Origin of the sequence: Amycolatopsis sp. (genome assembly GCF_035546795.1) — a bacterium.
In the GTDB taxonomy this organism is placed as follows: domain Bacteria; phylum Actinomycetota; class Actinomycetes; order Mycobacteriales; family Pseudonocardiaceae; genus Amycolatopsis_E.
In genome coordinates this window covers 12571-33050 of record NZ_DASZWC010000012.1, presented here as the reverse complement: position 1 = coordinate 33050, position 20480 = coordinate 12571, and the positions used below count along the sequence as shown (strand labels likewise).

The following is a 20480-nucleotide window of genomic DNA, read 5'->3' as shown; positions in this document are numbered from 1 at the left end:
AATTCCCGCCCGCCAGCCCAACCACCACCCCTGACGGACGCGCTCCGCGCGACAGCGCCGTCACCACGTCGGCGCTGTCCTCGCGAGAGGCCACCTCAGAACCCGCAGCGGCGCAAGCTGCTGGCCACACGAGCATGGAGGCAGGGATGACCACTCTGGAAGCCCCCGCGACCGACGCGGCCACCGACAACCTGGCGGCTCTGGAATCCGAGGCCATCCACATCTTCCGGGAGGTGGCGGGCGAGTTCGACCGGCCGGTGATCCTGTTCTCCGGCGGCAAGGACTCCACCCTGCTGCTGCACCTGGCGATCAAGGCGTTCTGGCCCGCGCCGGTGCCGTTCCCGCTGCTGCACGTGGACACCGGGCACAACTTCGACGAGGTCATCTCCTTCCGCGACCACGTCGTCGAGAAGTACGGCCTGCGGCTGATCGTGGCGAACGTGCAGGACTGGATCGACGACGGGCGGCTGACCGAGCGTCCCGACGGCACCCGCAACCCGCTGCAGACCCAGCCGCTGCTGGACAGCATCACCGAGCACAAGTTCGACGCCGTGTTCGGCGGCGGCCGCCGCGACGAGGAGCGCGCCCGCGCGAAGGAGCGGATTTTCAGCCTCCGCAACGCGTTCGGGCAGTGGGACCCACGGCGGCAGCGTCCCGAATTGTGGAACTTGTACAACGGAAGGCACCGTCCGGGAGAGCATGTGCGCGTGTTCCCGCTGTCCAACTGGACCGAAGCCGACGTGTGGAACTACATCGCGCGCGAACAGGTCGAGCTGCCCTCGATCTACTACGCGCACCGGCGCGCGGTCTACCGCCGCGACGGGATGTGGCTCACCGAAGGTCCGTGGGGCGGCCCGCGTGAGGGCGAACAGGTGCAGGAGCTGTCGGTGCGCTATCGCACCGTCGGCGACGGATCCTGCACCGGCGCCGTCGAATCCACCGCCACCACGGTGGACGAGGTCATCGCGGAAGTGCTGGCGAGCAGGCTCACCGAGCGCGGCGCGACCCGCGCCGACGACCGGCTCTCGGAGGCCGCGATGGAAGACCGCAAGCGGGAAGGCTACTTCTGATGTCGAGTTTGCTGAGGCTGGCCACCGCGGGCAGCGTGGACGACGGCAAGTCCACGCTCGTCGGCAGGCTGCTCTACGACACCAAGTCCGTGCTGGCCGACCAGCTGGACGCGGTCACCCGCGCCAGCGTCGACCGCGGACTGTCCACTCCGGACCTTTCGCTGCTCGTGGACGGGCTGCGCTCGGAGCGTGAGCAGGGCATCACGATCGACGTCGCGTACCGCTACTTCGCCACCCCCAAGCGGTCCTTCGTGCTGGCCGACACCCCGGGGCACGTGCAGTACACCCGCAACACGGTCACCGGCGCGTCCACCGCGCAGCTGGCCATCCTGCTGGTGGACGCGCGCAAGGGCGTGATCGAGCAGACCCGCCGCCACGCGGCTGTGCTGGCGTTGCTGGGCGTGCCGCGGCTGGTGCTGGCGGTGAACAAGATCGACCTGGTCGACTACGACGAGGAGACGTTCACCGTCATCGCCAAGGAGTTCAGCGACCACGCCGCGTCGCTGGGCTACCCGGCCGGTTCGGTGCTCACCATCCCGGTGTCGGCGCTCGTCGGCGACAACGTGGTGGACCGCTCGGCCAAGACCCCGTGGTACACCGGTCCGACGCTGCTGGACCACCTGGAGACGGTGCCGGCGGCGCCGGATCCGCACGACGCGCCGTTCCGGTTCCCGGTGCAGTACGTGATCCGCCCGCGCACGCCGGAGTACCCGGATTACCGCGGCTACGCGGGCCAGGTCGCGGCGGGCACCGTCCGCCAGGGCGACGAGGTGGTGGTGCTGCCCGCCGGGTTGCGCACCACGGTCGAGCGGATCGACACCGCCGACGGCGAGCTGACGGAGGCGGCGGCCGGCCGTTCGATCACCCTGGTGCTGGCCGACGACCTCGACATCTCCCGCGGCGACGTGATCGCCGCCGCGGCCGAGCCTCCGGTGGCCACCGACGAGCTGGCCGCGACGCTGGCCTGGCTGTCGGAAAAGCCGCTCAAGCCCGGTGCCCGGGTGCTGGTCAAGCATGGCGCGCGCACCGTGCAGGCGCTCGTCGAGGAGATCACCGCACGCTTCGACGAGCAGAAACTGTCCACTGTGGATGCACCGGAAACGTTGCAGCTCAACGAGATTGGCCTGGCGAAGATCCGTACCGCGGAGCAGCTCCCGGTCGACGACTACACCGTTTCCCGCCGCAGCGGCGCGTTCCTGGTGATCGACCCGTCCGATGGCACCACCCTGGCGGCCGGTCTGGTCGGCGCACCCCTGCCGGTGCTCCGCTCCGACCGTGACGTCGTTTCCCCCGGCCCCTGACAGAAAACCCCTCCCCCGAAAGGTCCCGCCCGTGAGAACTGTGCGACGCAGCACCCGTGTCGTGGCTGTAACTCTGTCGTTATTGGCTGTGGTCACCGGATGTTCCCGGGCGGACAGCGGCAGCAACTCCTCCTCGGCAGCCACGACCGGCGCCGGCACCCCGGCCACCGAGGTGCGGCTGGCGTACTTCCCGAACGTCACGCACGCGTCGGCGCTGATCGGGCTGGACAAGGGCTACTTCACCCAGGAGCTGGGCAGCGGCACCAAGCTCACGCCGACCAAGTTCAACGCCGGCCCGGACGAGGTTTCGGCGCTGCTGGGCGGTTCCGTCGACATCGGGTTCATCGGCTCCGGCCCGGCGATCAACGCCTTCGCCAAGTCCGACGGCGACGCGGTGCGGCTGATCGCGGGCGCCACCTCGGGCGGCGCGCAGCTGGTGGTGAAGCCTGAGATCAACACCCCGCAGGACCTGCAGGGCAAGATCGTCGCCGACCCGCAGGCGGGCAACACCCAGGACGTCTCGCTCAAGAAGTGGATCTCCGACCAGAAGCTGACCGGGGTCAACGTGCAGAGCGAGGACAACTCGGTCACCCTCGACCAGTTCAAGAAGGGCGCGATCGCGGGTGCCTGGCTGCCCGAGCCGTGGTCCTCGCGGCTGGTCAACGAGGCCGGCGCGAAGGTGCTGGTGGACGAGAAGACGTTGTGGCCCAACGGTCAGTTCCCGACCACGGTGATCGTGGTGCGCAAGCAGTTCCTCGACGAGCACCCGCAGACCGTGCAGGCCGTGCTCAAGGCCGTGCTGGACGCGAACAACCTCGCCGCCGGCGACCCGGCCGAGGCCAAGGCCGCGATCAACCGGCAGCTCAAGTCCCTGACCGGTTCGGCGTTGTCCCAGCCGGTGCTGGACAGCTCGTTCAAGAACATCGAGCTGACCACCGACCCGCTGGCCTCGCGCTTCCCGCAGCTGGCGCAGGACCAGGTGACGGCCGGGATAGCCAAGAGCGCGGCCAAGGTGAACGGGTTCTTCGATCTCACCGCGCTCAACGCGGTACTCACCCAGGCCGGCAAGCCGACGGTGAGCGCCGACGGCCTGGACAAGAAGTAACCACCCCGACGACCGAGAAAGGCAGGCGAGCGCGATGACCGCCACGCTGGAGGATCCGACGGTGCAGCCCGCGATCGAGCACGCTGTCCGGCTGACCGGGGTGCACAAGAGCTTCGGCCAGGGCGGGCGTGGCGTCGTCGCGCTCGGCGGCGTCGACCTCGACGTGGCGCCCGGCGAGTTCGTCTGCCTGCTCGGTGCGTCCGGGTGCGGCAAGACCACGCTGCTGAACCTGGTCGCCGGCCTGGACAGGCCGTCGGCGGGCGAGATCGAGCTGCGCAGCTCGCGCCCGGCGGTGATGTTCCAGGAGGCCGCGCTGATGCCGTGGCTGACCGCGGCGGCGAACGTGGAACTGCCGCTGCGGCTGGCCGGGGTGTCCCGGTCGGCGCGCAAGCAGCACACCGGCGAACTTCTGGAACTGGTGCGGCTCAACGGAGTCGGCGGCAAACGCCCGCACGAGCTTTCCGGCGGGATGCGGCAGCGCGTCGCGCTGGCTCGCGCGCTGGCCTCGGCGCTGCACACCTCCGACGGCGACCTTCCGCCGCTGCTGCTGATGGACGAGCCGTTCTCCGCGCTCGACGCGATCACCCGTGACGTGCTGCAGGGCGAGCTGCTGCGGGTGTGGGAGTCGACCGGGGCCGCCGTCGTGTTCGTGACACACGATGTGCGCGAAGCAGTCCGGCTGGGCCAGCGCGTGGTGCTGCTGTCCTCGCGGCCGGGGCGGGTCGTGCAGGAATGGGATGTGGACGGCCTGTCCGGCGCGGACGAGGTGACCACGGTGGACGTGATCAACCAACGGCTGCGCGAGGTGATTTCCAGCCATGCCGCAGCTTGACGACCTCGACGCGAAGGTCGAGGCGGGTCTCGACGCGCTGGACACCCCGCCGGATCTCGACCAGGGCCGGAGCAGGACGCGCCGGGTGCTGTGGGCCGTCATGCCGCCGGTGCTGTTCCTCGTGGTCGCGATCGTCGTCTGGCAGTGCCTGTGGGCGGCCGCGTTCTGGCCGGAGTACCAGCTGCCGGCGCCGCTGGCGGTGTGGGACGAGCTGTGGGGCCAGATCAGCCACGGGCAGGCGTTCGGGTTCATCTGGACGTCGGTGCACCGGGCGGTGCTGGGTTTCCTGATCGCGATCGTGATCGCCACGCCGCTGGGGTTGCTGGTGGCCAAGGTCCGGGTGGTGCGCTCGGCGATCGGGCCGTTCCTGTCCGGGCTGCAGAGCCTGCCCTCGGTGGCCTGGGTGCCGGCCGCGGTGCTGTGGTTCGGCGTCACCCCCACGACGATGTACGCGGTGCTGCTGCTGGGCAGTGTGCCGTCGATCGCCAACGGCCTGGTGGCGGGGATCGACCAGATCCCGCCGATCCTGCCGCGGGTGGGCAAGGTGCTCGGCGCGGGGCGGTTGAAGGCGTCGTGGCACATCCTGCTGCCCGCCGCGCTGCCCGGTTATCTCGCCGGCCTGAAGCAGGGCTGGGCGTTCTCGTGGCGGTCGCTGATGGCGGCGGAGATCATCGCGACTTCTCCCTTGCTGGGCAAGGGACTCGGCGCGTACCTCGACGATGGGCGCACCCTGTCGGACATGCCGACGGTGATCTCGGCGATCGTGCTGATCCTGCTCGTGGGCGTCGGAATCGAGCTGCTGGTCTTCCGGCCGCTGGAACGATCCGTACTGCGGACACGTGGGCTGACCGGGGCACTGTAGGTTGACCGCGCCACTCGTCGTCGTCGCACACGGCAGCCGGGATCCCCGGTCTGCCGCGACGATTCGGGCCCAGGTGGCGGAAATCGGCGCGTTACCCTCCTTTTTGGACCTTTCGGAGCCACTGCTGACCGACGTGCTGCGCGGGCTCCGGGAGCAGGGTCATCCCGAAGCTGTCGTGGTCCCGTTGTTGCTGGGCCGCGCCTATCACGCTCGCGTCGACCTGCCCGCGGTGGTGCGTGCGGTGCCAGGACTTCGCGTATCCGTCGCGGATGTGCTCGGCGTCGATCCGGTGCTGGAAGAGGTGGCACTGGACAGGCTGGCCGAGACAGGCGCGGATTCGGCGGATCCCGAGCTGGGCGTGGTGCTCGCGGCGGTGGGTTCGTCACGGGAGCCCGCCAACGAAGCGGTGAAGGAGCTTGCGCGGCGGTGGGACAAACGGTTCCCGATGTCGGTCGCACCGGCGTTCGCGAGCGCCACGAAACCCGATGTGCCGGCCGCGATCGCGAAGCTGCGCGCACGCGGCGCGCGGCGCTTCGCGGTGGCGTCCTGGTTCCTCGCACCGGGCCTATTGCCGGACAGGATCGCTTCGCTGGCACGAGAAGCCGCGCCCGGCGTGCTGCTCGCGGACCCGCTCGCGCCGGATTCCCGTGTGGGAGAACTGATTTTGTGCCGATACGCTTCCGCGCCGGCCGCGGCGGCGTAGCTTGGTGTTAGCAATCCGACCAGAAGTAGGCAGACCCCGAGCAACCCGTAACCCTTGCTACACAAGCCGGCCAGCCGTGATTGTGGTCGGATTGGTCACGAAAGGCACAGTATGAAAATCCGCATCGGCGTGGGTCTCGGGGCGGAGACCAGACCTTCGGCACTGTCGGCGATCGCCGACCGGCTCGAAGCCTCCGGGATCGATTCGCTGTGGCTTTCCGAGCACGTGTACTCGGGCGCGGTGGACCCGTTCATCGGGATGGCGCACGCGCTCTCCCGGACGAAGCGGCTCAAGGTGGGCACCTCGGTGGCTGTGCTGCCGGGCAGGCATCCGGTACTGGTGGCGAAACAGCTGGCGTCACTGGCCGCGCTGTCGCCGAAGCGGGTGCTGCCGGTTTTCGGCCTGCGGCCCGCGCAACGCCCGGAGCGGGATCTGTTCGAGGTGCCGGACGGCCGCCGCGCGGATGTGTTCGACGAGTCCCTGCGGCTGCTGCGTTCGGCGCTCACGCAGGAGGGTGCGGAGTTCGCGGGCGAGTTCTACAAACTGGACAGCGTGCGCGTCGGCCCGCGTCCGGCCGCGCCGCTGGACATCTGGCTCGGCGGTCAGGCCCCGGCGGCGTTACGGCGGATCGGCCGGTATGCCGACGGGTGGCTCGGCAGTTTCCTGACCGCAAGCGAAGCGGCCCAAGCCCGCGAGACGATCGAAGCCGCCGCGGCCGAAGCGGGGCGCGAGATCGAGGCGGACCACTACGGGGTCAGCCTGACGCTCACCGACGGCGGTGTCCCACCGCGCCTGGCCGAGGTGGTGCGCGAACGCCGCCCGGACGTCGACCCGGCGGAGCTGGTGGCCGGCAGCTGGGCGGAGCTGCACCGCCTGCTGGACGGGTACATCGACGCGGGGCTGACGAAGTTCGTCGTGTACCACCGCGGGCCCGGTTCCTTCGACCAGTTCGCGGACCGGTTCGCGGCGGAACTGCTCCCGAGGCAGAACTGACCTGGCAGGTGCCGGTCTCTTCCGCGATGACGAAGGTGAACGTTTGGCCTGGTGACGCGGATAAACGCGGACCTGCCAGACGTTGCGGCGACGTGAGGAGACGTTGTGACGCGCTCCACAACCCAGGTAGCTGGCGAGCCCCGTCTGCTGACGGTCGCGGAGAGTATGCGGCGCTCGGTGAAACCGAGCCTGGTTACACGGAGCTTCAGGAAGGCCGCCTGTTGATGTCGCCGAGCCCGCGACCGCTGCACAATATCGCCTCGATGCGGCTGGCCTTCCAGCTTGATGCCCAGCTGTCACGTGAGCATGCCGTCGTTCAGGACATCGATATCGATCTGGAACGCGTGCAGCGCGACGGGGACATGCTCCGGGCGAGCGAGGTGCTGATCGTCGTCGAGGTAGTGTCGCCGAGCTCGAAAAGGATGGACACCGTCGTCAAGCACGACGACTACGCCGACGCCGGAATCCCGCGCTACTGGATCGTCGACCTCGATGCGCCCGTCTCGCTCGTCGCCTGTCACCTCGCCGGCGAGTTCGGCTACCAGGACGCCCCCGCGGCGACCGGCAGATTCACCACCCGCGAACCCTTCCCCGCCGAGCTCGACCTCACCCGGCTGACCGCCTGAACCGTCCACATCGGACACCCCAGCCGGGGTGCAGCCAATCTCACGCGTGCGCTCCCCGGCGAATATGGCAAAGTCGGTGACCATGACCGACGAACTGGTGCACTACTCAGTGGCGAGTGGCGCCGCGACGATCACGCTCGACTCGCCGCACAACCGCAACGCGCTGTCCGCCCAGCTGCGCCGCGAGCTGCGCGCCGCGCTCGCCAAGGCCAAGGGCGACGAAGCCGTCCGCGTCATCGTGCTCACCCACACCGGACCGGTGTTCTGCGCGGGCATGGACCTCAAGGAAGCCCGCGGCGCCGGCTCCGAGGACCAGGGGGTCAACGAGTTCCCCGAGATCCTCGACCAGATCTGGAACAGCCCGAAACCGGTGGTCACCCGGCTGACCGGGCCCGCCCGCGCCGGCGGGGTCGGCATGGTCGCCGCCTCGGACATCGTGGTCGCCGCCAAGGAAGCCACCTTCGCGTTCAGCGAGGTCCGCATCGGTGTCGTGCCCGCGATCATCTCGCTGGTGGTGCTCCCCCGCATCGCGCCGCGCGCCGCGCAGGAGCTGCTGCTCACCGGCGAGGTGTTCGGCGCCGACCGGGCGGCCGGAATCGGGCTGATCACCGCGGCGGTCGAGGCGGAGAAACTCGACGACGAGGTGCAGCGCTACGTGCATGCGCTCACCCTCGGCGGCCCGGCGGCATTGGCCGCCACGAAGGAACTGCTCGCGAGCCCCCGCCAGCCCACCCCATCGGCCGGATTCGCCGCGATGAATGCGCTTTCCGCGCGTTTCTTCGCCGGCGAAGAAGGGCAAGAGGGCATCACGGCGTTCGCCGAGAAACGCAAGCCGAACTGGGTCCCGGCCGGCTAGCTATTCGTCGCTGAGCGCCACCGTCAGGCGGCGGCTGTCCGCCCGGTCGCCGCCCGGCGCCAGCGCGCGCTCGGCGTCCGACAGCACGCTGCGGATCGCCAGGTACGCCTTGGGATCAGCCGCCTTCAAGGCATCCGAGCCGGTCCAGATGAGCACGTGCTCCCCGGTCGGCAACCAGGACAGATCGGTCAGGCAGTCGTAGAGCGCGTCCAGATTCCGGCCGAAGTAGCCGGGGAACGACAGCGCCGCCGCGATGGCGTCCATTGTGGACAGCTTGTCGACCGGCTGGCCCGCCATCAGGTGCGAGTGCGCGCCACGCGCACGCGCCTGGTCCGCGATGGTCTTCGAGTTCGTGGTCATGGCCTTCAACTTGCTACTTCGTGGGATCTACGACGACGAAAGACGCGTAATGGTCACCGGTGTAGTACAGCTCCTTCGACCCACCGGTGATGAGCCGGCGCGCACCGCGGTCCGCGCTGCCCGGGGTGGGCACGGTGTACTCATGGTAGTAACCGCTCCGCTGCTGCGGCAGCAGTTTCTCGCGGTTGTCGAACACCACCCCGTCGTTGCGGGGATACGGGAACGGCCCACCGCGCTGGATCAGCCGCCAGGTCTGCCCCGCCTCGGCCGGCAGCTGGGACAGCGACTCGGTGCGCATCCCGGTACCGCTGCCGGAATCACCACCGCCGAGGTCCTTGACCAGCCAGCCGCCCACGACGAGCACGATGAGCCCGACCAGCGCGACGGTAATGCGCCTTCTGCTTGACACCAGGCAACCTTAGGACCGGGGCGGACAGTCCTCGTCACGGGACGGGCCGAACCACGCGCCCACCCTGTCCACGATCCGGTCGATCAGCCAGGCCACCCCGAGACACAGCGGCCCCAGCACCGCGATGACCAGCACGAACTGCAGCGGGAACCACAGCTGTGCCAGCCACAGCTCGGCGTTGTCCCACCAGCCGGCCACTCCATCGAACACAGCTCACAGCCTACGCGGGCCCGCCGGAAGGTACGTTGCTGGCATGTTCGCCGTCTACGCCAAAGAACCCAACCAGGAAAAGCCGCTGGACTCGCTCGTCGTCGGCGAGCGCCCGGACCCGGACGTGCCGGCGGGCTGGGTGAAGGTCGCCGTCAAGGCCGCCAGCCTGAACATGCACGACATCTGGACCCTGCGTGGCGTCGGGATCAAGCCCGACCAGTTCCCGATGATCCTCGGCTGCGACGGCGCCGGGGTACTCGAGGACGGCACCGAGGTGGTGCTGCACTCGGTGATCAACGCGCCCGGCTGGCAGGGCGACGACACGCTCGACCCGAAGCGGACCCTGCTCACCGAGAAGCACCAGGGCAGCTTCGCCGACTACGTGATCGTGCCCGCCCGCAACGCCGTGCCCAAGCCCGCGGGGCTGTCCTTCGCCGAAGCCGCCACGATGGGTACCGCCTGGCTGACGGCGTACCGGATGCTGTTCGTCAAGTCCGGGCTCAAGCCGGGCCAGACGATGCTCGTACAGGGCGCCTCGGGCGGTGTGTCGACAGCGCTGGTGCAGCTGGGCCGCGCGGCCGGGCTGCGGGTCTGGGTGACCGGCCGTAGCGAGGAGAAGCGGGCGCTCGCCGAGCAGCTGGGTGCGCACCAGACCTTCGAGTCCGGGGCACGGCTGCCGGAACGGGTCGACGGGGTCTTCGAGACCGTCGGAAAGGCCACCTGGGGACATTCCCTCAAATCGCTCAAACCGGGCGGGGTGGTCGTTGTCTCCGGCTCGACGAGCGGCCCCGATCCCAGCGCCGACCTGCAGCGGGTCTTCTTCCTGCAGCTGCGCGTGGTCGGGTCCACCATGGGCACCCGCGACGAGCTGGCGGATCTGCTCAGCTACCTCGACCTGGCCGGGATCCGGCCGCAGATCGGGGCCGAACTGCCGTTGGCCGAGGCGGAACAGGGGTTCCAGTCCATGCTGGACGGAGAAACCGCCGGAAAAATTGTTTTCACTCGTTAACCTGCCGGAAACAGCCCCCTACCTGCGGGGACGCAGACCTGACACCGGTCCGAGACAGGTTTGTGATCCACCCAATGCCCGGAAAAAGCGAGATTTCCTCGCTAATCTGGGTATATGACCGCAATGCAGCGGGAGAAGGCGGCAGACCCGGGCGCTCCAGCCGCCGACCCGGACCTCGTCCGGGTCGGCCAGCGGAGCTACGCCGGCGTCCGCACTCGTGTCCTGGAAGTCGGCCCTCGCAAGTCCAAGCGCGGCGTCACCAGACTCGTCCTGCTGCACGGCTATTGCGACAGCGCCGACACCTGGCGGCCGGCGCTGTCCGAACTGGCCGAGGCGGGCTTCTCCGCGATCGCCGTGGACCTGCCCGGCTTCGGCGAGGCCGAGCCGCTGAATTCCGGCGCGATGCTGCCCCAGCTGGACAGGTTCGTCGACGCACTGCTGGCCGAACAGGCCAGATTCGGCAAGGTGATCCTGGCCGGCAACTCGCTGGGCGGCACCATGAGCCTGCGCGCCGCCTACAGTTCGCGGCATCCCATCGCGGGCGTGATTTCCGTGGCGGCACCGGGTTTCGCCGACACCTGGCTGGTGCGGGCGGTCGGCCGGTACCCGTTGCCGCTGCGGCTGGCCGCGTCGCTTCCGTTGCCGGTACCGGGTTTCCTGGTCCGGACCATCGCCGGTTACGTCGTCCCACGGCTGCTCTATGCCGACCGGGCGATCGCCGAGGCCGAGCACGTCGGGCGGTTCACCAGCCTGTTCCCCGACTACCGGTCCGCCACCACCCGGCTGGACCAAGCGCGGCATCTGGTGGAGGAGCTGGCCGAAGCGTACGAAGGGCTCGACAGGATCCAGATCCCGCTGCTCGTCGTCGCCTGCGGGAAGGACCGGCTCGTCAGCGCCGCGTCGGGGCGTCGGCTGCATTCCCTTGTCCCCCAAAGCAGGCTCGTCGTGCGCGACGACTGGGGGCACTGCCCGCAGCTCGACGACCCGGCCGGGCTGGCCGAACTGTTCGCCTACTTCGCCGCGGGCGTGACACACAAGCGCAAGTCGCGGGTGCGGGTCGCCACCACGCTGGACGCCGCGGCCGGTTAGCGTCCGATGTGGACTTTCTCGATCGCGGCCTCGGCCTCGGTCAGCAGGCGCGCGAAAATCCGCGCGGCCGGGCCTTCGGTGCTCAGCTCGTAGGTCTGGCCCGCCCACAGGCTCATCGCTTCGGGATCCCCGGCTCTGCCCGCCGCGGCCCGAACCGGGCGGGTCAGGTGATGCACCTGCGGATAGGCGGCGGGCGCAGCGGAGTTCTCGGTGAGGAACCTGTTGACCAGGCCACGGGCCGGGCGCCCGCTGAACGCGCGCGTGAATGCCGTGCCGCGGGCGCTTTCGGTCAGCGCACGCCGTTGCGGCTGCTGAGTGCCCGCCTCGTCGGCGCGCAGAAAGGCCGTGCCCAATTGCGCCGCGACGGCGCCCGCGGTGAGCACAGCGGCGATGTCCGCGCCGTGCGTGAGCCCGCCTGCGGCGATCAGCGGCAGATCCACCCGCCTGCCGATCAGCCGGAGCGCGGCCAGTAGGCCGTACGTCTCACCGCCCGCGGGAAGCGCCGGGTCATCGGCGAACAGACCCCGATGCCCACCTGCCTCGAAACCCTGCACGCACAAGGCATCGGCGCCGGCTTCCGCCGCACGGACCGCTTCTTCCGGGCCCGTCACCGTGGCGATCACCGTGCTGCCCGCGCGGTGCAGCCTCCGCACGTCCTCGGCCGAGGGCAGGCCGAAGGTAAAGGAAACGAGCGGAATCCGTTGCGCGACAACGAGATCCAGCTTCTCCGGGTAACGATCGTCATCCCAGTGCGGCTCGCCAGGCTCGGTCCCGTACCGCTGCGCTTCGGCCTCGACACGCCGGACGTAGCCGGCGAGATCGGTGGTGGAGCGCTCGCCGGGCACGAACAGGTTCACCCCGAAGGGCTTCGCCGTCAGCTCACGCGTGCGGGCGATGCGCTCCGCGAGCGCAGCGGCGTCGAGATAGCCCGCCGCGAGAAAACCGGAGCCCCCGGCCTCGGCCACCGCGGCCACCAGCTCCGGCGTGGTCGGCCCGCCCGCCATCGGCGCGACGAACACCGGGAAACGCAGCTCCTCGAACATGGAATCCAGCTTAGGGTTGAGCCCATGGCTGATCTGGATCTGGTGAGGAAACTCGCCGTCGCCGAACACGGCCTGGCCACCATCGCCGTGGCCAGGGCCGACGGCACGGTGCACGCGTCGATCGTCAACGCCGGCCTGCTCGACGACCCGGTGAGCGGGCGGACGAGCATCGGTTTCGTCGCCCGCGGCGGCACGCGGAAGCTGGAGCTGTTCCGCGAGCGCGGCAACGCGACCGTCGTGTTCCGCCGCGGCTGGGAATGGGCCGCCGTGCAGGGGCCGGTGCGGCTGATCGGGCCGGACGACCCCGACGCGGCCTTCGACCCCGCCGGGCTGCCCGAACTGCTCCGGACCGTGTTCCGCGCCGCGACGGGCACGCACGACGACTGGGCGGAGTACGACCGCGTGATGGCCGCCGAGCGCCGCTGCTGCGTGTTCGTCGAAGCGGCGAAGCTCACCGGCAACGCGCGGGGCTGAGCGCTACTTCTTGCCTTTGCCCTTCTCGGCGGGCTCGCTGGTGGACAGCGCGGCGACGAAGGCCTCCTGCGGGACCTCGACCCGCCCCACGGTCTTCATCCGCTTCTTGCCTTCCTTCTGCTTCTCCAGCAGCTTCCGCTTCCGCGAAATGTCACCGCCGTAGCACTTGGCCAGCACGTCCTTGCGGATCGCGCGGATCGTCTCGCGGGCGATGATCCGCGAGCCGATCGCGGCCTGGATCGGCACCTCGAACTGCTGCCGCGGGATCAGCTCACGCAACCGGGTGGCCATCTTGTTGCCGTAGCCGAACGCCGCGTCCTTGTGCACGATCGCGGAGAACGCGTCCACCGGCTCGCCCTGCAACAGGATGTCGACCTTCACCAGGTCCGCGTTCTGCTCGCCCGCATCCTCGTAGTCGAGCGAGGCGTAGCCGCGGGTGCGCGACTTCAGCGAGTCGAAGAAATCGAAGATGATCTCCGCCAGCGGCAGGTGGTAGCGCAGCTCGACGCGCTCCTCGGACAGGTAGTCCATGCCCAAGAGCTGACCGCGCTTGCTCTGGCACAGCTCCATGATCGCGCCGATGAACTCCGACGGGGCGATCACGGTGACCTTGGACAGCGGCTCGTGCACCTCGGAGATCTTGTAGCCGGTCGGCCAGTCCGAGGGGTTGGTGACGGTGTGCTCGCTGCCGTCCTCCAGCACCACCCGGTACACCACGTTCGGCGCGGTGGAGATCAGGTCCAGGCCGAACTCGCGCTCCAGCCTGTCCCGGGTGATCTCCAGGTGCAGCAGCCCGAGGAACCCGCACCGGAAACCGAAGCCCAGCGCGACCGAGGTCTCCGGCTCGAACGTCAGCGCGGCGTCGTTGAGCTGCAGCTTCTCCAGCGCCTCGCGTAGCTCGGGGTAGTCCGAGCCGTCCATCGGGTACAGCCCGGAATAGACCATCGGCTTCGGCTCGCGGTAGCCGGTCAGCGGGACCTCGGCGCCGCGCTTCTCACTGGTCACGGTGTCACCGACGCGGGACTGCCGGACATCCTTCACCCCGGTGATGAGGTAGCCGACCTCGCCAACCCCGAGCCCCTTGCTGGGCTTGGGTTCCGGCGAGATGATGCCGACCTCCAGCAGCTCGTGCGTGGCGCCGGTGGACATCATCCGGATCCGCTCGCGCGGGGTGATCCTGCCGTCCACCACCCGGATGTAGGTGACCACGCCGCGGTAGGTGTCGTAGACCGAGTCGAAGATCATCGCCCTGGCCGGGGCGTCGTCCTCGCCCTGCGGCGCGGGCACCTGGCGCACGACCTCGTCGAGCAGCTCGCGGACGCCCTCGCCGGTCTTCGCCGATACGCGCAGCACGTCGGTCGGCTCGCAGCCGATGATGTGCGCCAGCTCGGCGGAGTACTTGTCAGGGTCCGCCGCCGGCAGGTCGATCTTGTTCAGCACCGGGATGATGTGCAGGTCCTTGTCCAGGGCCAGGTAGAGGTTCGCCAGCGTCTGCGCCTCGATCCCCTGCGCGGCGTCGACCAGCAGGATCGCGCCCTCGCAGGCCTCCAGCGCACGCGAGACCTCGTAGGTGAAGTCGACGTGGCCGGGGGTGTCGATCAGGTGCAGGACGTGGTCCTGGCCCTCGTGCTGCCACGGCAGCCGGACGTTCTGTGCCTTGATGGTGATCCCGCGCTCGCGCTCGATGTCCATCCGGTCGAGATACTGGGCGCGCATGGCCCGCTCCTCGACCACACCGGTCAGCTGCAGCATCCGGTCGGCCAGGGTGGACTTCCCGTGGTCGATGTGCGCGATGATGCAGAAGTTCCGGATCAGCTCCGGCGGTGTGAACGTGGTGTCAGCGAACGTCGTCACTCGGTTCCTTCGGCTCTTCGTCGGTTCACCCCCAGTGTCCCATGCCCGTTTTCCGGGTCATCCCCGATGCCGGATCACGGCTTCCGTGCTGACCTGGAGGTATGAGTACGACGATGCTGGACCGGGCCTTCGGGCATCCACACGGTCTGCTGGGCCGGATCGGGGGCGCGCTGATGGCCTTCGCCAACGGCCCGGAAGAGGAACACGTGGTGGCGGTGGCCAGGCTCACGCGTACGGAAACCGTGCTGGTCGTGGGGCCGGGACCGGGCGTCGGCCTGGCCGCGGCCGCGAGCCGCGCCGGAGTGGTGATCGGGGTCGACCCGTCCGAGGAGATGCTGGCCCGCTGCCGGGAACGGGCCGCGAACGCGTTGCTGCGGAACGGCTCGGCCGCCGACACCGGGCAGGAAGCCGAATCCGTGGACGTCGTGTTGAGCGTGAACAACGTGCAACTGTGGGAGGACCGGGCCGCGGGCTTCGCCGAGCTGTACCGGGTGCTGCGGCCCGGCGGGCGGATAGTGCTTTCCACGCACGAGAAAGCGCTGCCCGTGCCCCGCCACCGGCTCGCCGCCGAAGCCGAGGCCGCCGGATTCACCGATCTGCAGAGCTGGACCTGGGAGCCGCCCCGCTTCAGTGGCACGGCCGCCCAGCTGCGCGCGTGGCGCTCGGACGCAGGCCGGTCCTGAACGACGGTCAGTTCGACCGCACGTCCGTCCTCAGCGGATGGTCGGCGGGAATCTCCACGAGCACGATGCGCAGGCCGTCCGGATCGGAGATCCAGGCCTCCCGCAGCCCCCACGGTTCCAGCCGCGGCTCACGGTCCGGGGAAACACCGTGCGCGGACAGTTCGGCGACCGCCGCGGCGAGGTCCCGCACCTGCATCCAGATCGCCATCCCGTCGGGCTGCCCGCCGCCCTCGCCGTGCCCGGACACCTCGAGGAAACCCTGCCCGAGGAAGAAGACGGTGCCGCCGGGGTAGGTCCGGTAGATGGCCAGGCCCAGCACATCGCGGTAGAACGCCGTCGACTTCTCCACATCGCCGGGCCGCACCAGGAGCCGGCTGCTCAACACCTGCATGCCTGCATGCCTACCCCGCACTTCAGGATGCGGCAATCGCGGCGATTCCGGCGAGCACGACCAGCGAGCCCGCGAGCCGCCGGCCGGGGTTCGCCTCGCCCAGCAGTTTCCACGCCGCGAGGCCGCCGAGCACGATGCTGACCTCGCGGGCCGGGGCGACGAGGCTGACCGGCGCCAACCGCATCGCGTAGAGCACCAGCAGGTAGGCGACCGGCGAGAAGAGCCCCACGATGAGCACCTCGCGCCAATACCGCCGCCAGAGTTCGCCGAGGTCGCTCCTGCGTAGCGCGACAGGTGCGAGGAAGGCGCTCTGCAGCACCGCGCCGGTGGTGAAGTAGATCAGCGGCGGCACGGCCAGCGCGTTGACGGAGTGGTCGTCCCAGATCGTGTAAGCCGCGATGGTGGCGCCGGTGAGCAGGCCGTACACGACTCCAGCGCGGCGTGCCGCGCGGTCGTGCCCACCGGAACCGCTGCCGATGACCAGCACACCGCCGACCACCAGCACCGCCCCGATCAGCCCGGCCACGCCGGGCCGCTCCCCCAGGAAGAGCACGGCCACGCACACCGACAGCAGCGGGCCGCTGCCCCGGGCCAGCGGGTACACGACGGACAGATCGCCCACCTGGTAACCCCGTTGCAGGACAAGGCCGTACAGGATGTGGAACACCGCGGTGAGCACCGCCGCGAGCAGCCAGGTCCATTGTGGACGGACGGGTTCGAACAGGAGACAGCCGACCGACACCGGCACGCACAGCACCGCACTCGCTGTGTAGTAAAGGAAAACGAAGCCACTTCCGCCGCCGTGCACCCGCTTGGCGGCGAGGTTCCAGCCCGCGTGCACGAACGCGGCGACGAGGACGAAGGACAGGGCGGTGCCGTTCATCTGCGAGCCTTCCGGCCTTTCGCGGGCGCGAAAGGTCCAGGCCCTCTAGGCTTTTGTCCTGTCAGGTGTACCGGTGGGATCCCACTCCCCCGGCGGGTGCCGCTCGGACCGGACTCGCCGCCCCTGATTGTGGGCGCACCGGGCGGGGTGGCGACGGAACCCTAGGCACTACGCGGCCCACCCTACCCTGGCTGGTAACCTTGTCGATCGTTGCCGTGTGGCATTCCGCCCAGGAGGAAACCCGGTCGTCCGGGGCCACCCGAGACGCGGCAGCGACCAAACCGGAGAGATCGAAGGAGCGCCCGCGTGGCCAACATCAAGTCCCAGATCAAGCGCATCAACACCAACGAGAAGGCCCGCCAGCGCAACCAGGCGATCAAGTCCTCGGTGAAGACCGCGATCCGCAAGTTCCGCGAGGCCGCCGACGCCGGTGACAAGGCCAAGGCTGACGAGCTGCAGCGGGAGGCCGCGAAGAAACTGGACAAGGCCGCCAGCAAGGGTGTGCTGCACCCGAACCAGGCCGCGAACAAGAAGTCGGCGATGGCCAAGCGCGCCAACTCGCTCTGACGCTTTTTCCCCGAAGGCCCGCCGCGTTTCGCGGCGGGCCTTCGTGCGTTCCGGCGACGATGCTCAGCGGAGGATGCCGGAGGCCTTCGACGCTCTCCGGCAGGCCGCTCCGTGGGCTGCTCGGGCGGAGGTCGCGGGCGGCTCCGCAGGCGGCTCGGCGCAAGCGCGGGCGGCTCGGCTGAAGCGCGGGGCAGCTCCGCGGAGGTCGCGGGCGCTGGCCAGGCCGAGGGCGACTCGGCAGAAGCGCAGGTCGCCCAGCAGAGGTCGCGGGCGGCTCCGCGGGCGGCTCGGTGGAGGTCACGGGCAGCTCCGCAGGCGGCTCGGCAGAGGCGCGGGCGGCTCAGCAGAGGTCACGGACGGCTCCGCGGGCGGCTCAGCCGAAGCGCGGGCGGCTCAGCGAAGGTCGCGGGCGCTGGCCAGGTCGAGGGCGGCTCAGCCGAAGCGCGGGCAGCTCAGCCGAAGCGCGGGCAGCTCAGCCGAAGCGCGGGCAGCTCAGCCGAAGCGCGGGCAGCTCAGCCGAAGCGCGGGCAGCTCAGCCGAAGCGCGGGCAGCTCAGCGAAGGTCGCGGGCGCTGGCCAGGTCGAGGATCGCCTTCTCCAGTGCATAAGAGGGATCCGCGGCGGCGCCCTTGACCTCGGCGTTCACCCTGGCCACGACGGCCATCGCACGGTTCAGGCCCTCCGCGTGCCAACCGCGCGCCTGCCCCTGTGCCTTGCGGATCTTCCACGGCGGCATCCCCAGCTCCCCCGCCATCTGGTTCGGGTTGCCCCGTCCCGCCGCGGACACCCGCGCGATGGTGCGCACCGCGTCGGCGAGCGCGTCGGCGACCAGGACATGTGGGACGCCGATTTGCTCCGCCCAGCGCATCGCCTCCAGCGCCGCCGCCCTGTCACCCGAGACGGCCTGCTCGGCGACCGCGAACCCAGTGACGTCGGCCCGGCCGCGGTGGTAGCGGCGAACTGCCTGCTCGTCGACCTTCCCCCCGGCGTCGGCGACGAGCTGGGCCGAGGCCGACGCCAGCTCACGCAGATCCGAACCGACCGAGTCGATCAGCGCGGCGACCGCGCTCGGCTCGATCCGCCCGCCGGCCTGCCGCACCTCGTTGCGCACGAAGGCTTCCCGCTCGGTGGCCTTGGTGATCTTGGGACATTCGGTGATCAGCGCCCCGGCCTTCTTGAGCGCGGCAGGCAGCGCCTTGGCGGCCTTGCTCCGGCCACCGCCGGTGTGCACGACCACCAGCACGACGCCGTCGGCCGGCTGCTTGAGATACGACATCACCGCGTCGGCCAGCTCCTGCGAAATGTCCTGCGCGGCTTCGAGCACGATGACGCGGCCCTCGCTGAACAGCGACGGGCTGACGAGTTCGGCCAGCGCCGGTGCGGTGAGTTCGGACACCTTCGTCCGCGTGAGCTCGGCGGTGGAGTCCAGCTGGCGCGCGGAATCGAGCGCCGCGCGCACGGCACGCTCGATGAGCAGTTCCTCCTCGCCGAGGACGAGCTGCAGCGGCGACATCGTGGTGGAGGCGGTCACCCCACGATCCTGCCACGGTGACAAACGCCGCAGGGGCATGGCGTGAGCCGACCCCCGTGACGTACCTTTGTTACCGACGCATTGCACACGGTGTAAGCGGACAACCGAATACAGCTCATCCAGAGGGGCAGAGGGAACGGCCCGATGAAGCCCCGGCAACCGGCGTCAGCCTGTCATCTCGATTCCGCGAGGTAGCTGACGATCACGGTGCCAATTCCGGCCCGCGCACGCGGGACAGATGAGGAAGGACCTCGCGATGACTGCAGCCCTCAACACCACCAAGCGCGCCCTGGACCTGGGCCCGGCCGTGGAGCTCGTGTCCAAGGAAGAGGGCCACCGCCAGCCGCTGGCGCCGGAGTTCGTCTCCGCCGAGGACTTCTCGCCGCTCGAGGTCGCCTACGACTTCGGCACCGTCCGCCGTGCGGACATCGAGGCGGGCCCGAAGAACATCTGGCGCTACAAGAAGCTCCTCCCCGTGCCGTCGAACGTCGAGGAGATCCCCAACACCGAGCCCGGCTGTACCAGGCTGGTGAAGGCCGACCGGCTCGCCAAGGCGCTCGGACTGAAGAGCCTGTGGGTCAAGGACGACACCGGCAACCCCACGCACTCGTTCAAGGACCGCGTGGTCGCCGTCGCGTTGGCCGCTGCCCGCGAATTCGGTTTCGACACCCTGGCCTGCCCCTCCACCGGGAACCTGGCGAACGCGGTGGCCGCCGCGGCCGCCCGCGCCGGCTGGCAGTCGGTGGTGCTGATCCCCTCCAATCTCGAACGCGCCAAGGTGCTGACCACCGCCGTGTACGACGGCAACCTGATCGCCGTCGACGGCAACTACGACGACGTCAACCGGCTCGCCACCCAGCTCGCCGCCGAGCACGAGACCTGGGCGTTCGTGAACGTCAACGTCCGGCCGTACTACTCCGAGGGCTCGAAGACCCTCGGCTTCGAGGTCGCCGAGCAGCTCGGCTGGCGGCTGCCGGAACAGATCGTCATCCCGATCGCCTCGGGCTCGCAGCTGACCAAGGTGGACAAGGGTTTCCGCGAGTTCGGCAAGCTCGGCCTCGTCGAGGAGACGCCGTACAAGGTGTTCGGCGCCCAGGCCACCGGCTGCTCGCCGGTGTCCGCCGCCTTCCGCAACGGCCACGACGTGGTGCAGCCGGTCAAGCCGGACACCATCGCCCGCTCGCTGGCGATCGGGAACCCGGCCGACGGCCCGTACGTGCTCGACACCGTGAACCGCACCGGCGGCGCGATCGAGGACGTGACCGACGAGGAGATCGTCGAAGGCATCCGGCTGCTGGCCCGCACCGAAGGCATCTTCACCGAGACCGCCGGTGGCGTCACCGTCGCGACGGCGAAGAAGCTGATCGAAGCCGGCAAGATCGACCCCGAGGCCGAGACCGTCCTGCTCATCACCGGCGACGGGCTCAAGACGCTGGACGCTATCGAAGGCCGCGTCGGCCCGAAGGCGACCGTCCCGCCGTCGGCCGAGGCAGTGCGCAAGGTTCTCGAAGGCTGAGTATCACTCCTTTCTGTTTCGCAGTTTCCGCAACCGGGTCCGGCCGAGAGCGCCGCAGCGTTTTCGGCCGGGCCCCGTTGTGCTTTGCCGGCAGCGTGTTCGCCGTGCGCTGTG

The 20480-nt window shown here is 69.7% G+C and carries 23 protein-coding genes and 1 riboswitch; of the genes, 15 read left to right on the top strand and 8 right to left on the bottom strand.

What is annotated here, in order from left to right; all coding sequences use genetic code 11:
- The first annotated feature begins 146 nt into the window (after window positions 1–146).
- From cysD to VHD82_RS08805, 9 genes are all read left to right on the top strand, one after another.
- Entirely contained in the window at window positions 147–1070 is a 924-nt protein-coding gene (gene cysD, locus VHD82_RS08845; protein WP_325699357.1) for a sulfate adenylyltransferase subunit CysD, read from the top strand.
- The gene (locus VHD82_RS08840; protein WP_325699355.1) at window positions 1070–2371 is read left to right on the top strand and encodes a sulfate adenylyltransferase subunit 1; all 1302 of its coding nucleotides are present in this window, start codon (window positions 1070–1072) and stop codon (window positions 2369–2371) included. The genes cysD and VHD82_RS08840 overlap by 1 nt, the downstream gene beginning before the upstream one ends.
- An 88-nt stretch (window positions 2372–2459) precedes the next feature.
- Window positions 2460–3476: an ABC transporter substrate-binding protein gene (locus VHD82_RS08835; RefSeq protein WP_414637481.1), complete on the top strand. Its 1017-nt coding sequence runs from the start codon at window positions 2460–2462 to the stop codon at window positions 3474–3476.
- Window positions 3477–3510: 34 nt separating this feature from the next.
- On the top strand, window positions 3511–4308 hold the full coding sequence (locus VHD82_RS08830; protein ID WP_325699349.1) for an ABC transporter ATP-binding protein: 798 nt from the start codon (window positions 3511–3513) through the stop codon (window positions 4306–4308).
- Window positions 4295–5170 carry an ABC transporter permease gene (locus VHD82_RS08825; protein ID WP_325699346.1) on the top strand — a complete coding sequence of 292 codons (876 nt, stop codon included), beginning with the start codon at window positions 4295–4297 and terminating at the stop codon, window positions 5168–5170. The genes VHD82_RS08830 and VHD82_RS08825 overlap by 14 nt, the downstream gene beginning before the upstream one ends.
- A 1-nt stretch (window position 5171) precedes the next feature.
- Complete coding sequence (locus VHD82_RS08820; RefSeq protein ID WP_325699343.1) at window positions 5172–5873, top strand: sirohydrochlorin chelatase; 702 nt, start codon at window positions 5172–5174, stop codon at window positions 5871–5873.
- Between the two features lie 111 nt (window positions 5874–5984).
- Window positions 5985–6866, top strand: a complete 882-nt coding sequence (locus VHD82_RS08815; protein WP_325699340.1) for a TIGR03854 family LLM class F420-dependent oxidoreductase — start codon at window positions 5985–5987, stop codon at window positions 6864–6866.
- 26 nt (window positions 6867–6892) lie between these two features.
- The gene (locus VHD82_RS08810) at window positions 6893–7492 is read left to right on the top strand and encodes a Uma2 family endonuclease (protein ID WP_325699337.1); all 600 of its coding nucleotides are present in this window, start codon (window positions 6893–6895) and stop codon (window positions 7490–7492) included.
- A gap of 82 nt (window positions 7493–7574) precedes the next feature.
- Entirely contained in the window at window positions 7575–8348 is a 774-nt protein-coding gene (locus tag VHD82_RS08805; protein WP_325699334.1) for an enoyl-CoA hydratase-related protein, read from the top strand.
- Here the strand turns inward: VHD82_RS08805 and VHD82_RS08800 are convergent, their stop codons facing one another.
- Genes VHD82_RS08800 through VHD82_RS08790 form a run of 3 tightly spaced genes read right to left on the bottom strand, consistent with a single transcriptional unit; the run spans window position 8349 to window position 9327 of the window.
- Complete coding sequence (locus VHD82_RS08800; RefSeq protein WP_325699331.1) at window positions 8349–8708, bottom strand: barstar family protein; 360 nt, start codon at window positions 8706–8708, stop codon at window positions 8349–8351.
- A gap of 13 nt (window positions 8709–8721) precedes the next feature.
- Complete coding sequence (locus VHD82_RS08795; RefSeq protein ID WP_325699329.1) at window positions 8722–9117, bottom strand: ribonuclease domain-containing protein; 396 nt, start codon at window positions 9115–9117, stop codon at window positions 8722–8724.
- Window positions 9118–9126: 9 nt separating this feature from the next.
- Window positions 9127–9327 (bottom strand): hypothetical protein, encoded by a 201-nt coding sequence (locus tag VHD82_RS08790; protein WP_325699327.1) that lies wholly within the window; start codon window positions 9325–9327, stop codon window positions 9127–9129.
- A 43-nt stretch (window positions 9328–9370) separates the two neighbouring features.
- Here VHD82_RS08790 and VHD82_RS08785 point away from each other — a divergent pair, with 43 nt between their 5' ends.
- Together VHD82_RS08785 and VHD82_RS08780 are read left to right on the top strand one after the other, a co-directional pair.
- Window positions 9371–10336: a quinone oxidoreductase family protein gene (locus VHD82_RS08785; RefSeq protein WP_325699324.1), complete on the top strand. Its 966-nt coding sequence runs from the start codon at window positions 9371–9373 to the stop codon at window positions 10334–10336.
- A gap of 114 nt (window positions 10337–10450) precedes the next feature.
- A complete protein-coding gene (locus tag VHD82_RS08780) occupies window positions 10451–11425 on the top strand; it encodes an alpha/beta hydrolase (RefSeq protein WP_325699320.1) in 975 nt (324 codons plus the stop codon).
- On the opposite strand, the gene VHD82_RS08775 is transcribed toward VHD82_RS08780, so the two are convergent.
- The gene (locus VHD82_RS08775) at window positions 11422–12468 is read right to left on the bottom strand and encodes an NAD(P)H-dependent flavin oxidoreductase (RefSeq protein ID WP_325699317.1); all 1047 of its coding nucleotides are present in this window, start codon (window positions 12466–12468) and stop codon (window positions 11422–11424) included. The genes VHD82_RS08780 and VHD82_RS08775 overlap by 4 nt on opposite strands.
- A 24-nt stretch (window positions 12469–12492) precedes the next feature.
- Here VHD82_RS08775 and VHD82_RS08770 point away from each other — a divergent pair, with 24 nt between their 5' ends.
- Window positions 12493–12942, top strand: a complete 450-nt coding sequence (locus tag VHD82_RS08770) for a pyridoxamine 5'-phosphate oxidase family protein (RefSeq protein WP_325699314.1) — start codon at window positions 12493–12495, stop codon at window positions 12940–12942.
- Window positions 12943–12945: 3 nt separating this feature from the next.
- Here VHD82_RS08770 and lepA read toward each other — a convergent pair whose 3' ends face one another.
- Window positions 12946–14796: a translation elongation factor 4 gene (gene lepA, locus VHD82_RS08765; protein WP_325699311.1), complete on the bottom strand. Its 1851-nt coding sequence runs from the start codon at window positions 14794–14796 to the stop codon at window positions 12946–12948.
- A gap of 101 nt (window positions 14797–14897) precedes the next feature.
- On the opposite strand from lepA, the gene VHD82_RS08760 reads away from it, so the two are divergent.
- Complete coding sequence (locus VHD82_RS08760; protein WP_325699308.1) at window positions 14898–15479, top strand: class I SAM-dependent methyltransferase; 582 nt, start codon at window positions 14898–14900, stop codon at window positions 15477–15479.
- 7 nt (window positions 15480–15486) lie between these two features.
- On the opposite strand, the gene VHD82_RS08755 is transcribed toward VHD82_RS08760, so the two are convergent.
- On the bottom strand, window positions 15487–15870 hold the full coding sequence (locus tag VHD82_RS08755; protein ID WP_325699305.1) for a VOC family protein: 384 nt from the start codon (window positions 15868–15870) through the stop codon (window positions 15487–15489).
- A 22-nt stretch (window positions 15871–15892) separates the two neighbouring features.
- Window positions 15893–16753 carry an EamA family transporter gene (locus VHD82_RS08750; protein ID WP_325699298.1) on the bottom strand — a complete coding sequence of 287 codons (861 nt, stop codon included), beginning with the start codon at window positions 16751–16753 and terminating at the stop codon, window positions 15893–15895.
- Between the two features lie 306 nt (window positions 16754–17059).
- Between VHD82_RS08750 and rpsT the strand changes: the two genes are divergently transcribed.
- Window positions 17060–17320, top strand: a complete 261-nt coding sequence (rpsT, locus tag VHD82_RS08745) for a 30S ribosomal protein S20 (RefSeq protein WP_325699295.1) — start codon at window positions 17060–17062, stop codon at window positions 17318–17320.
- Between the two features lie 552 nt (window positions 17321–17872).
- On the opposite strand, the gene holA is transcribed toward rpsT, so the two are convergent.
- Window positions 17873–18889 carry a DNA polymerase III subunit delta gene (gene holA, locus VHD82_RS08740; RefSeq protein WP_414637475.1) on the bottom strand — a complete coding sequence of 339 codons (1017 nt, stop codon included), beginning with the start codon at window positions 18887–18889 and terminating at the stop codon, window positions 17873–17875.
- A 73-nt stretch (window positions 18890–18962) separates the two neighbouring features.
- Window positions 18963–19095, top strand: a riboswitch (SAM riboswitch).
- 11 nt (window positions 19096–19106) lie between these two features.
- On the opposite strand from holA, the gene thrC reads away from it, so the two are divergent.
- The gene (gene thrC, locus VHD82_RS08735) at window positions 19107–20366 is read left to right on the top strand and encodes a threonine synthase (protein ID WP_325699289.1); all 1260 of its coding nucleotides are present in this window, start codon (window positions 19107–19109) and stop codon (window positions 20364–20366) included.
- The last annotated feature ends 114 nt before the right edge of the window (window positions 20367–20480 follow it).